General features: G+C 61.9%; 11 protein-coding genes and 1 pseudogene. 3 read left to right on the top strand and 9 right to left on the bottom strand.

What is annotated here, in order from left to right:
• Window positions 1-20: 20 nt before the first annotated feature.
• Window positions 21-473: pseudogene (locus C6382_RS07235) on the top strand (hemerythrin domain-containing protein); the annotation flags it as partial.
• 23 nt (window positions 474-496) lie between these two features.
• Here the strand turns inward: C6382_RS07235 and C6382_RS07230 are convergent.
• Together C6382_RS07230 and C6382_RS07225 are read right to left on the bottom strand one after the other, a co-directional pair.
• The gene (locus tag C6382_RS07230; RefSeq protein ID WP_107023836.1) at window positions 497-934 is read right to left on the bottom strand and encodes a CopD family copper resistance protein; all 438 of its coding nucleotides are present in this window, start codon (window positions 932-934) and stop codon (window positions 497-499) included.
• A 23-nt stretch (window positions 935-957) separates the two neighbouring features.
• A complete protein-coding gene (locus C6382_RS07225; RefSeq protein WP_107023835.1) occupies window positions 958-2148 on the bottom strand; it encodes an NnrS family protein in 1191 nt (396 codons plus the stop codon).
• A 477-nt stretch (window positions 2149-2625) separates the two neighbouring features.
• On the opposite strand from C6382_RS07225, the gene C6382_RS07215 reads away from it, so the two are divergent.
• Together C6382_RS07215 and C6382_RS07210 are read left to right on the top strand one after the other, a co-directional pair.
• Window positions 2626-3309 carry a Crp/Fnr family transcriptional regulator gene (locus C6382_RS07215; protein ID WP_107023833.1) on the top strand — a complete coding sequence of 228 codons (684 nt, stop codon included), beginning with the start codon at window positions 2626-2628 and terminating at the stop codon, window positions 3307-3309.
• Window positions 3306-3497: a protein DnrP gene (locus C6382_RS07210; RefSeq protein WP_107023832.1), complete on the top strand. Its 192-nt coding sequence runs from the start codon at window positions 3306-3308 to the stop codon at window positions 3495-3497. The genes C6382_RS07215 and C6382_RS07210 overlap by 4 nt, the downstream gene beginning before the upstream one ends.
• A 7-nt stretch (window positions 3498-3504) precedes the next feature.
• On the opposite strand, the gene C6382_RS07205 is transcribed toward C6382_RS07210, so the two are convergent.
• From C6382_RS07205 to C6382_RS07175, 7 genes are all read right to left on the bottom strand, one after another.
• Window positions 3505-5343, bottom strand: coding sequence for a nitric oxide reductase activation protein NorD (locus C6382_RS07205; RefSeq protein WP_107023831.1), 1839 nt, complete (start codon window positions 5341-5343; stop codon window positions 3505-3507).
• Window positions 5344-5361: 18 nt separating this feature from the next.
• On the bottom strand, window positions 5362-6789 hold the full coding sequence (locus C6382_RS07200; protein ID WP_107023830.1) for a cbb3-type cytochrome c oxidase subunit I: 1428 nt from the start codon (window positions 6787-6789) through the stop codon (window positions 5362-5364).
• A 3-nt stretch (window positions 6790-6792) separates the two neighbouring features.
• The gene (locus C6382_RS07195) at window positions 6793-7233 is read right to left on the bottom strand and encodes a cytochrome c (protein WP_107023829.1); all 441 of its coding nucleotides are present in this window, start codon (window positions 7231-7233) and stop codon (window positions 6793-6795) included.
• A 116-nt stretch (window positions 7234-7349) separates the two neighbouring features.
• Window positions 7350-8153 (bottom strand): CbbQ/NirQ/NorQ/GpvN family protein, encoded by an 804-nt coding sequence (locus C6382_RS07190; protein WP_107023828.1) that lies wholly within the window; start codon window positions 8151-8153, stop codon window positions 7350-7352.
• Window positions 8154-8253: 100 nt separating this feature from the next.
• On the bottom strand, window positions 8254-9642 hold the full coding sequence (hemN, locus tag C6382_RS07185; RefSeq protein WP_107023827.1) for an oxygen-independent coproporphyrinogen III oxidase: 1389 nt from the start codon (window positions 9640-9642) through the stop codon (window positions 8254-8256).
• A complete protein-coding gene (locus C6382_RS07180; protein ID WP_107023826.1) occupies window positions 9626-10972 on the bottom strand; it encodes a coproporphyrinogen III oxidase in 1347 nt (448 codons plus the stop codon). The genes hemN and C6382_RS07180 overlap by 17 nt, the downstream gene beginning before the upstream one ends.
• A gap of 89 nt (window positions 10973-11061) precedes the next feature.
• Complete coding sequence (locus tag C6382_RS07175; protein WP_107023825.1) at window positions 11062-11505, bottom strand: CopD family copper resistance protein; 444 nt, start codon at window positions 11503-11505, stop codon at window positions 11062-11064.
• Window positions 11506-11686: the final 181 nt, after the last annotated feature.

Genomic DNA, 11686 nt, shown 5'->3' with positions numbered 1-11686 from the left:
GAACCCTGATGAGCCAACCACACGACTGGCGCACGGCGCCCGCAGCTGAACTGATCGCGCACATCCTCTGGCGCTACCACCAACGTCACCGAGAACAACTGCCCGACCTGATCAACCAGGCGCGGCGCGTAGAACAGGTACACAGCACCCATAGCCAGTGCCCCAATGGCCTGGCCGACCATCTGCAGGCCATGCAACAGGAACTGGAAAGCCACATGTGCAAGGAAGAACACGTGCTTTTCCCACTCCTTCAACAAGGCCTGGGCCACCATGCTGCGGCGCCGATCCGGGTAATGCGGTTTGAACATGATGAACACGCCCAGGCGCTGAAAACCTTACTGGCGTTGACCGACAGTTTCACCCCACCCGTCGATGCCTGCAACACCTGGTGCGCCCTGTATCAAGGCCTGCAGGTGTTTCACGATGACCTGGTGGAACATATTCAGCTGGAAAACGAAGTGTTGTTCCAGTAACCGTTGCCGGAACATGCCGGTGATCAATGCCAATAGAACATCGCCTTGGCCAGCATCACGATCACCAGCATGTGCCCCAGAATGCTCCAGCGAATCCACCGCGCCCGCCGCTCGCTCAACCGCCCCCGTTGCAACCAGTAAGCCAGCGACAGGTAATGGCCGATGATGCTCAGGGCCAGTACGATCTTCAGGCTCAGCAAGCTGGCAAAGCTGCTGTCCAGCGGATGACTCAAGGCCGCACGATGGTGCCAGGCAAGGCCGATGCCAGCGCCGTACAACAGCAGCACCACAGCATGCAGCACCTTGCGCGAACGCACGGACAGGGCCTGATCAGCAGGCGACTGTGCGCTGGTCGGCAACTGCCGGCGTACGGTCTGCCAGATCACCACTTCGAAAAACAGCGTGCCGATGAAGGCGATCGCCGCGAGCAAATGAACGACCAGTAAGTACGGGTAGAGCATTAATCCTCTCCTGCGCCAAGCGCTTAACCTGGATGGCCATCCACCCGGGCGCGTAGCAGCATCGGTGTGTATTGCCAGGCGTACAGGGCAAACGCCAGCAACCAGCACAGCCCCGCCAGCCACAACCCGGCCAGCGGCAGCCAGTGCACCAACACCACCCGGCAGACACCCGCCAGGTTGAGCAAGACAAACGCCAGGGTCATGCCTGCCGGGGGTTGCAAGGGGCGACCGGTGTGGCCCAGGCTGACCCGGGTAATCATCGCCAGAATCAGCCCAGCCATGGCCCCGATGGTCAGGCAATGCACCGCCAGGCTGGGGTTGAGCGGCACACCGAAATGCCACAGGGCCATGCCCAGGCACGCCAGCGCCAACCACGCGTAGGCCAGGTGCAGAGACCACAGCAACGGTACCTGCCACAGCCCACGGTCATGCCAGCGCCACAGACGCAGACAATGGCCGACCGCCAGGGCGGCAAACAGCACGCCGATCCAAACCCTGGGGCTCAGCGCCGGTCCGCCAGCATAGAGCAGTGCCACCAGTGCCGAGGCAGCCAGTAACAGCCAGTCGAGCCATGGCCAGGGCGCAACCGCCTCGAGCCGACCCAGCCCACGCTGGGTAAAGAACGGAATCACCCGCCCGCCGATCAGGCCCATCATCGCCGCCACCAGCCAGATAGCGCTGAGTACGCCCTGGCGTTGCCAACCATCGTGCCCCTGGAGCAATCCGTAAACCGATACGGCATCTGCTGCTGTCAGCAACAGCAACACCAGCACCACCGGATAGTTGCGCTTCTGCCGAACTCGCCAGAGCATGGCGCCCATCAACAGCGCCACCACCAGCGGGAACGCCAGTTCCAGCAGCGCCAGCAACGGCCACGGCAGGTTGGCCAGCCAGGCTATCCGGGCGGCCAGCCACAGCAGCGCCAACGCTGCCAGCGGCGTGCCGCTCAGGCCCGGCTGGCCGGTCCAGGTCTGTCCCGCTGTGAGCAGAAAGCCGGCGATGATCGCCAGGCCAAAACCGAACAACAACTCGTGGCGATGCCAGGCCAGCCAGCCGCCGGCAGGCTGCCAGTCGCCCAGCGCGCCATGCAATGCGGCCAGCCACAGCGGCACGGCAAGCAATGCCAGGCCACAACCGGCGAGGAACAAGGGACGGAACGCCAGACGCAACAACGGCACGATGGCCAGCGCTTTACGGCGATCAAGTACTTGCATGGAACCACTCCTTAACCCGATTGCCGGGCGCCATCATCTGCGATTTATCCACCGTTGCCCTTGTCGCACGTCAATGCCTGTTCGCAACAACTGCGTAAGCTGCAAGGGCCATGCCGTCGCCTCGGCAGGGCCCTGTGGGAGCGGGTTTGCCCCGCGATTGCAAGTTATCAGGCACATTGCATCGCGGGGCAAACCCGCTCCTACCGGGTAATAAAAACCCTGCAAGGGTATTTATTACCCTGATGCACAGGGTTTTTTTAACCCTAGCCCTCGGCGCATCAGGCAAATCCTGGGCCTGGCGCCTGGCCCGAGTCTTGCTGATCAGGCCCATCAGTCATCCCATTGGAGTTCACATGAGAAACATCATCCAGCCACTGGCGTGGTTTGCCGTTTTGGGTTCGTTCATTGCCGCCGCCAGCCGCGTCGCCCTCAGCCTTGTCTGAGAGGCCCTTCCCTCCCGCCTGAGGATGAACTCCCATGGTTCTTCATCGCGTCCATCACCAGATTTTGCGCAGCCATCACCTGTTCGAACCATTGAATGACGAGCAGCTGGATGAGCTGATGGCGTCCAGCCACTTGCTCAATGTCGACAAGGGTGAGCCCCTGTTCCACCAAGGCGAGCCAGCCGAGGCGTTCTACTTCGTGATTGCCGGCGCGGTGAAGATCTACCGCCTGACCCCCGACGGTCAGGAAAAAGTCTTTGAAGTGGTCGGCCCACGGCAAACCTTCGCCGAAGCGATGATGCTGATGGACACCCCGAACTATGTGGCCTCGGCCGAAGCGATAGGCCCCTCGCAGCTCTATCGTTTGCCCACCGGCACCTACATGCGCTTGCTGCAGAACAACAGCCGCCTGACCTTCGCCCTGCTCGGCAAGCTTTGCGTGCGCCTGCATCAGCGGGTCAACGAAATCGAAACGCTGTCGCTGAAGAACGCCACTCACCGGGTGGTGCGCTACCTGCTGACGCAGCTGATGCAGGCCCGGCCGGTCGAGCGTCAGTTCGAACTGCCGATGGCCAAGCAACTGATCGCCGGCCACCTGTCGATCCAGCCGGAAACCTTCTCGCGGATCATCCGCCGCCTGATCGATGAACAGATCATCACCCAGGACGGGCGGCGCATCGTCATTCTCGACCGCCCACGGCTGGAGCAATTCGAATGAAAGCCCTGCCCGTGTGCCTGTACTGCCAACACAGCAATCCGCCCCAGGGCGTCACCTGCGAGCACTGCGGCATGCCCCTGCCGGCCTCCGAGGCGCACGCCGCGGCCCGGCGGCAATTGCGCTTTCTGTGGTTCTGTATTGGCCTGACGCTGTTCTGCGTGGTGATGGTGTTCTGGTTGCCGCGCTAGCCGCGGCTCAAGGTTGGGTCAACTGGCGATACAGTTGCGGCAGGCGCAGCGGCAACTGTTCGGGCTGGCGAATCAGACTGTAGCCGTTGCTGCCGAACATGTACGGCAAGTAGTCAGCGGCCTTGCGATCGATGGTGATACAGAACGGGATCAGCCCCTGACGCCGCGCTTCGCGCACCGCCTCGCGGGTGTCTTCGACGCCATAGCGCCCCTCATACAGATCCAGGTCATTGGGCTTGCCGTCGGTCAGCAGCAGCAACAGCTTGCGGCGCCGTTTGCTGGTGCCAAGCAGGCACGTGGCCTGGCGAATCGCGGCGCCCATACGTGTGTAGTAGCCCGGCGTCAGCCCCTGAATCTTGCCACGAGTGCTGTCGTCGTAACGCTGGGCGAAAGTCTTGAGTTCCTGCAGACGTACTTGCTGGCGACGCAGTGAAGAAAACCCGTACAAGGCAAAGTCATCCCCCAGGGTCGCGAGGGTTTCGCCAAATAGCAACAGGCTGTCGCGGATCACCTCGATCACCCGGTGTTCATCGTTGAGGTGAGCATCGGTGGACATCGATACATCAGCCAGCAGCAGGCAGGCCAGGTCACGACGTGTCTGCCGTTGCGCCATGAACAGGCCACGCTCGGCACACTGGCCATGGCTGCGCTCAACATGAAAGTCCAGCCAGGCCTGCAAATCCAGTTCACTGCCCTGAGGCTGCTGACGTAACCATTGGCGGTCATTGCGCAGCTGCTCGAACTGACGGCGCAGTCGCCGTGCCGCCGGTTGCAGGCGTGGCGGCAAGGGTTGCGCCTGACAAGCACGCGGTTCGAACATCTGCAGGTTGACGAAATTCGCCTGCAAACGCCCTGTGCGATAGTCCCATTCCGGCAGTTTGATGCCCTCACCCAAGGGAATGTCGTCTACCTCTGCGGGCGGCAAATCCAGGTGCAGCTTGAGGCCGCCGCCCTTGCGCAGACGGGTGCGCGACAGGGTCAACTGATCAAGATCGTCGGCGACCCGGGCGGCGTCCGGGTCTTCGCTGTCGTCCGTCCAGCGGTCCAGGTCAACATGCTCGGTCCAGCTGAACAGGTTTTCCAGGCGCACCACCAGCAGCCCACCCTCACGGCGGCTTTCATCGATGCGCGTGGCGCGCTTGCGTGCGCTGCGCTGCTCGCCGGGCGGCGTTGCCAGGTACTCGCTGGAGTCCTCCAACTCCCCCGCCGGAGCACCTGGCTGATGCAACGGCGGGTACAGCCACAGCGGCAAAGGCCACGCCGCCCGTTCACTGCGGGGAAACTCGCTGACGCTGCCCGGCTCGCGCAAGGCTTGGCGCAGCGCGCGCTCCAGGGCCGCTTCGGCAGGGCTCAATGCGGCCGGGTCCGGGCGCAGTAGCAAGTGGGCGTCGACCAGCCGCTGGTAACGGCCGGTCAGTGCCGGGTAGCGCTGCAACACGTTTTGCGTCCAGCGCTGGTTGTCCCGCCCCCAGTGTCGCATCGGCCCCGCGTGTGCCGCCAGCAAGGCCAGCCAACGATAGAGTTCCTCGTTCAACCCGGCCTCGGGAAACACCGCAAGACGGCTGGGCAAGCGCAGATTACGCCCGTCACACCAGGCCAGTGGCACCTGCTTGCAGGTACCGGCGATCTGCTGCAACAGCGTGCGGCGCAGCAGCAGATCGCGCTCGCTGGCCGCCTCCACGCCCTGGTTGCGCGCACCGCCCATGGCCCGGAACAACAGGGCCAGCCCGCGCTGACGCGGGGCAAGGTCAATGCCCGCCTGAGGAAAGTCCGGGCTGGCACGCCGGGTGATAAAGCGATGCCAGACACTACCAACCCACTCTTCCAGTTCAAGGCTGAACGTCATGTTGCCTCCTGTCGTGGTTCATGACGGCACCACCCGTGCCGGTACGCGTAACGCTGCGCGGCCGCGCTGACGGAAGCTCAGCAGGTAGCACAGCAACCCCGCCATAAAGCCCAGGCCACTGACCAGGCGTGCCCAGAACAGCCCGCGCAGATGCTCAGTGGTAGACATGAACGGCAAAGCACTGCCGTCTTCGGCCCAGCGTTGCAGCAGTACCTGGACCACACCGGCCGCGGTCAGCAACAGGGTGATCATCACCATCGACAAGGTCATCAGCCAGAAGCCCCAGACCTCCAGGTTCTGCGCGCGCTCATCGGCGGCCTCACCCAACCCGCGCAGACGCGGCATGGCATAGCTGATCAGGGTCATGACGATCATCGCGTAGGCGCCGTAGAACGCCAGGTGGCCGTGGGCCGCGGTCAATTGCGTACCGTGGGTGTAGAAGTTCACCGGCGCCAGGGTATGCAGGAAGCCCCACACGCCAGCCCCGAAGAACGCCGTCACCGTAGTGCCTTTGGCCCACAACGTGGCGGCGCGGTTGGGATGTTGCCGACGACGGTTGCGGACCATGCTGAAGGCAAACAGCACCATGGCCAGGAACGGCAGTGGCTCCAGCGCCGAGAAGATCGAACCGACCCATAACCAGACCTCGGGCGCACCGATCCAGAAGAAGTGGTGGCCGGTACCGATGATGCCGGTGATCAGCGCCATGGCGATGATCACGTACAGCCATTTTTCCACCACTTCCCGGTCGACGCCGGTGATCTTGATCAGCACGAACGCCAGCATCGAGCCCATGATCAGTTCCCACACCCCTTCCACCCACAGGTGCACCACCCACCACCAGTAGAACTTGTCGCGGGCCAGGTTACCGGGGTTGTAGAAGGAGAACAGGAAGAACACCGCCAGGCCGATCAGGCCGGTCATCATCACCATACTGACGGTGGTCTTGCGGCCTTTGAGCAAGGTCATGCCGATGTTGTAGAGAAAGCCCAGGCACACCACCACGATGCCCATCTTGGTGATGGTCGGCTGTTCGAGGAACTCGCGGCCCATGGTCGGCAGCAGCTCGTTGTGGGTCAGCCTGGCAAGCCCGGCATACGGCACCAGCAGGTAGCCGAGGATGGTCAAGACACCGGCGGCGGCGAACACCCAGAACAGCAGGATCGCCAGTTTCGGGCTGTGCAGTTCGCGATCAGCCTCTTCCGGCACCAGGTAATAGGCCGCGCCCATGAAACCGAACAGCAGCCAGACAATCAGCAGGTTGGTGTGCACCATGCGCGCGACGTTGAAGGGAATGGCCGGGAACAGGAAATCACCGACCACGTATTGCAGCCCCATGATCAAACCGAACAGCACCTGGCCGAGAAACAGCATCAGGGCAAACACGAAGTAAGGTTTGGCCACGGCTTGCGAAGCGAATTTCAGATGGGGATTGGCACTGCTCATCACTCAGCCCTCCTGGTTTGGCGGCCAGCCGTTGGTGTTGATGTTCGAGCTCCATTTGAGGAACTCGGCGATGTCGTCGACTTCCTGCTCGCTCAGGTTGAACTGCGGCATGGCCCGGCGTCCCGGCACGCCCAAAGGCTGCATCTTCATCCAGGCGTGCATGAAGGGCTTGAAGCCTTCCTCGCCGCCACGACGCTGGAACACATTGCCCAGCTCCGGCGCGAAATACGCACCCTCGCCCAGCAGCGTGTGGCAGCCGATACAGTTGTTCTGCTCCCAGACCGTCTTGCCACGCACCACGGCGTCGCTCAATTGCGCGACATTGCTGCGCTCGGGAAAGGTCTGCTCGGTGTGATAGGTCAAGGCCAGGAATATCAGGAAGAAAAACACACTCCCCCCGAAATAGATGTTCCTGGCCATGCCTTTGGTGAAGGTCTCTGACATGGTCACTTCCTCATGGCTTGGCCTGGCCATGATAGGAAGCGAGGGCTTGAAACCTGCTTGATGGCAATCAAGAAACGCCGATGGTTTTACTCGGGTATTAGCGGGCAACAACAGCCTCAGGCGAAATGCACATCAACCACGTCCATCAACGCCGCCACGGTCACCGGATCATCACTCAAAGGCTCGGCCAGGCAGGCCAGACAGGCCTCGCGCGGGTTCATGCCGGCACCGATCATGCGGGCGGTGAAAATCAGCAGCCGGGTCGAGGCGACCTCTTCCAGGTCATGCTGCTCCAGACGCCGCAAGGCTTGTCCCAGCCTGACCACCTGGGTGGCCAGGGCGGCATCTACCCCGGCCTCGCGCCGAACGATGTGCGCTTCTTCGGCGGCAGGCGGATAGTCAAAGCGCATGGCGACGAAACGCTGACGCGTACTGGGCTTCATGCCCTTGAGCAGGTTCTGGTAGCCGGGGTTATAGGACACCACCAGCATGAACGAAGGTGGCGCCTGCAACACTTCGCCGGTACGCTCCAGAAACAGTTCGCGGCGGTCATCGGCCAGCGGGTGCAGGACCACTACGGTGTCCTGACGTGCTTCGACCACCTCGTCGAGGTAGCAGATGCCACCTTCGCGTACCGCACGGGTCAGCGGCCCGTCCTGCCACCAGGTGCCTTCGGCGCCGATCAGGTGACGGCCGACCAGGTCCGCCGCACTCAGGTCATCGTGGCAGGCCACGGTGTGCAACGGCAGGTTCAGGCGCTGGGCCATATGCTGGACGAAGCGGGTTTTACCACAGCCGGTGGGGCCTTTGATCAGCACCGGCAGGCCGTGGCGCCAGGCTTGTTCAAACAGCTCCAGCTCATTGCGCTGTGCTTGGTAGAAAGGTTCGGATCGGGATTCACAAACAGGCTTGAGGTTCATGCGGCACCTGGCTCTTTAGCGGGTTCGAAGAACACGCTAAAGAGCCAGGTGCCACGCGACAAGCGCCGCGCGGGGCAAACTTGATCGCCGTCAAGCAGCCTCAGACCGTGCGCGAAAACTGGCCCTTGCGCCCGCCGCCAAGGTAGGCGTCGAAGGCCATGGCGGTGTTGCGCATCATCAGCTGCCCCTGAGGCAATAGCTGCAGTGCATCCGGCTCTAGTGCCAGCAAGTGGTCATCTACCTGCTCGGCCAGTTGCTCAAGCGCCTCGGCGAAATAGTCATTGAAACGGATGCCGTGGGTCGCTTCGAATGTGCCGAAGTCGATCCGGCCGTGACACATCAGCTCGTTGATCACTTCGCGTCGCAACAGGTCATCCGGATTAAGGCGGTAACCGCGCTGAACCGGCAACATGCCTTGATCAAGCCGCGCGTAATACTGCGACAGCAACTTCACACTCTGGCTATAGCTATCGCCCACCTTGCCGATCGCCGACACGCCTAGGCCGATCAGGTCGCAGTCGGCATGGGTCGAATAACCCTGGAAATTACGCTGCAGCGTGCCATTGGCTCGCGCCAGGGTCAGTTCGTCATCCGGCAAAGCAAAATGGTCCATGCCGATGTACACGTAGCCGGCTTCGGTCAGGCGGCGAATAGTCAGCTCCAGCAACTCCAGCTTGCGCTCCGGTGGTGGCATATCCTCGGGGCGGATCATCCGCTGCGCGCGCACCCGCTCGGGTAGATGGGCATAGCTGTAGGCGGCAATACGGTCCGGGCGCAAGGCGATGATCTTGCTCAGGGTGAGGTCGAAGCTCTGCACCGTCTGCAGTGGCAAACCGTAGATCAGATCGACGCTGACCGATTTGAACTGCGCCTGACGCGCTGCCGCGACCAGGGCATAGATCTGCTCTTCGCTTTGTCGGCGATTGACCGCCGCCTGCACATCCGCATCGAAATCCTGCACGCCGAAACTCAGGCGGTTGAAACCCAGGCCGCGTAGCAGCTGGATCTGCCCGGTACTGATGGTGCGCGGGTCTACCTCGATGGAAAACTCGTGGTTATCGCTGTCGTCGAGGTTGAACGCCTGGTGCAGGCTGTCCATCAGCTCGGCCAGTTGCTCGCCGCTCAGGTAGGTCGGCGTACCGCCGCCCAGGTGCAGCTGGGTGAGCGTGCGACGGCGATCGAACAACGCCCCCTGCATGGCAATTTCACGCTTCAGATACGCCAGGTACTCGGTCGCGCGATGGGTCTTGCGGGTGATGATCTTGTTGCAGGCACAGTAGTAGCAAAGGCTCTGGCAGAACGGAATGTGGATGTAGGCCGACAGCGGCTTGGGGCTCGCCGCCTGATTGCTGGCATGCGCCGCCTGCAGGTAATCATCGATAGCGAAGGCCTCATGGAACTGCGGCGCGGTGGGATAGGAGGTATAGCGTGGCCCTGGCCGGTCGTACTTCTTGACCAGGGCACGGTTGAAATCAAAGGCAGGCATCATGATCGATCCACTCGTGTCGGGACGAAAGCGCCGAACTGTTCACCTCCTGTTCGAACAGCTGGCAGATTGCATCAACTTCCAGGCGGCCAGCGGGCAGGATGCTGATCAAGCCCTCGCTCAATTCAACCAGCCCTGCCTGGCTCATGGCCTCCAGCCGCCGCCAGGCAGTCGGGAAGTACTGCTGAAAATTCATGCCGTAGCGGGTTTCAATGGCCTGGATATCCAATTGCAGGTCACAGGCCAGGCGTTCCATAACCCGCTGCCTGAGCTGATCGCTGTCTGCACAGCGCCAGCCACGCGCAGTGGCCAGTTGGCCCCGTTGCAGGTATTCCAGGTAATCAGCCAACACCTCGGTGTTTTGCGCATACAACGCGTCGAGCTGGCTGATCGCGCCCAGGCCAAAGCCGACATGATCGCAATAGCCATAACGGGTAAAGCCCTGACAGTTGCGGCGCAGACGACCACGTTCCTGGGCGATCGCCAGGTCGTCATCCGGGCGCACGAACTGCCCCAGGCCGATAGGCTGGTACCCCGCCGCGAGCAACAATTCAAAGCAGGTGCGGCGCATCATCGCCTTGTCCTGCTCGCTACTGGCTGCGTGCTGGGCGCATTGGGCATAACGTAGCGGCGGCTGGGCGTAATCGAACACTTGCAGGCGGTCGGGCTCCAGTTCGATCAGGGTGGTCAGCTTCAGGGCGAAGCTTGCCGGGGTCTGCCAAGCGTGGCCGTAGCCCAGATCGACACTCACCGAACGATAGTCAAAAGTGCGGGCGGCATCGATCAGCGAATGAATCGGCGCCGGGCTCTGATAGCGGTCCACCGACAGCTCGCTGCCGTCACCGATATCCGGCACGCCGATGCTGACATGATTGAAACCCTGGTCACGCAACAACCCCATGGTCGCCCACTTGGTGTGGTGCAGATCGACATCGACGCTGTAGTCGCCGCTCTCATGGGTGAGAAAGTTGAAGCGCTTGTGCAGCTGGCTCATCAACCGCTGCAGCTGCGCGGGCGCAGGCGTGGTCCCGCCCAGATGAAACTGCTCGACCCGTTGTTGCGTGGCCAGGTGACACCCCACCAGGTCTATCTCCCGGGCCAGGGCTTGCAAATAGGCATCGACGGATTGGCCGTCGGTACGCAAGTGGGTCGGCACCTGCACATTCAACGACAACGGCCGCTGCTGTTGGCGACTGTTACGCAGTGCGCGCAGCACATCCAGCGAACCGACACCGCGATGAAACCTGCGGACATCGACATAACTGTTAGGGTCGAGCACGCCTTGATCGCGTCTAACGACCTGCTCGTTACGGGGGGGAAGGACATCGAGCATGACGGGAGCTCCGAGACGGGCTACGGAGTTTCAGTGTCTGTCGATAACGGCCTGAGCGCCTTGATTTGCATCAAGCGTCGGTGGCATGCCTACCAGCTCAGGTAGAACATGCCTTTGGCCAGCAAGACGATCAGCACCAGGTGGGTAAACACACTGGCGTGAATGAACTTCACCCAGCGGGCCGTCATGCGCTCGGTCTTGAACAGCAGCATGGCACCGAGAAAATGCACCAGCACGCTGGCGGCGAGCACAATCTTGGCCAGCAACAAGGTGGCGAATGATGAACTTGATGGCGCTTCGAGCAGCGGCAGATAACGCAGCCAGACCATCCCTGCGCCGGCGCCGAACAGCACCAGCAACACCCAGGGCATCAGTTGCCGGGCGCGTCGGCCGATGGCCTGTTCGAGCAGCAGCATGAGCTTGGCGGGCAGCTGTTTGCGGATGTGTTCCAGGAACAGCACTTCAAAGAACACCGTGCCGATAAAGATCAAGGCAGCGAACAGGTGCAGGGTCAACAGCAATGGGTAGATCATTGGACCCTCTCGGCTCACGTCTCAATTCGGGATTTGAGCCTACAGGGTTGGGGGGTGAGTGCGATTGATGGCGATCAAAAAAGGTAAAGGGGGTGGGCAGTGACCTGCCCACTTGCTCTTCAACACGTGACGGTGTGAGAAGGTCTCGACAACGCCCGACTCGCGACGCTCATTTGAACTG

The sequence above is a fragment of the Pseudomonas sp. BBP2017 genome (assembly GCF_003024385.1).
In the GTDB taxonomy this organism is placed as follows: domain Bacteria; phylum Pseudomonadota; class Gammaproteobacteria; order Pseudomonadales; family Pseudomonadaceae; genus Aquipseudomonas.
This window is presented reverse-complemented; position numbering and strand designations above follow the sequence as displayed.

Bases quoted from the DNA above. Each gene is read 5' to 3' on its own strand.
- C6382_RS07195 (WP_107023829.1), bottom strand. From the start codon at position 7,233: ATGTCAGAGACCTTCACCAAAGGCATGGCCAGGAACATCTATTTCGGG.
- hemN (WP_107023827.1), bottom strand. From the start codon at position 9,642: ATGATGCCTGCCTTTGATTTCAACCGTGCCCTGGTCAAGAAGTACGAC.
- C6382_RS07230 (WP_107023836.1), bottom strand. From the start codon at position 934: ATGCTCTACCCGTACTTACTGGTCGTTCATTTGCTCGCGGCGATCGCC.
- C6382_RS07210 (WP_107023832.1), top strand. From the start codon at position 3,306: ATGAAAGCCCTGCCCGTGTGCCTGTACTGCCAACACAGCAATCCGCCC.
- C6382_RS07180 (WP_107023826.1), bottom strand. From the start codon at position 10,972: ATGCTCGATGTCCTTCCCCCCCGTAACGAGCAGGTCGTTAGACGCGAT.
- C6382_RS07205 (WP_107023831.1), bottom strand. From the start codon at position 5,343: ATGACGTTCAGCCTTGAACTGGAAGAGTGGGTTGGTAGTGTCTGGCAT.
- C6382_RS07215 (WP_107023833.1), top strand. From the start codon at position 2,626: ATGGTTCTTCATCGCGTCCATCACCAGATTTTGCGCAGCCATCACCTG.
- C6382_RS07200 (WP_107023830.1), bottom strand. From the start codon at position 6,789: ATGAGCAGTGCCAATCCCCATCTGAAATTCGCTTCGCAAGCCGTGGCC.
- C6382_RS07175 (WP_107023825.1), bottom strand. From the start codon at position 11,505: ATGATCTACCCATTGCTGTTGACCCTGCACCTGTTCGCTGCCTTGATC.
- C6382_RS07190 (WP_107023828.1), bottom strand. From the start codon at position 8,153: ATGAACCTCAAGCCTGTTTGTGAATCCCGATCCGAACCTTTCTACCAA.
- C6382_RS07225 (WP_107023835.1), bottom strand. From the start codon at position 2,148: ATGCAAGTACTTGATCGCCGTAAAGCGCTGGCCATCGTGCCGTTGTTG.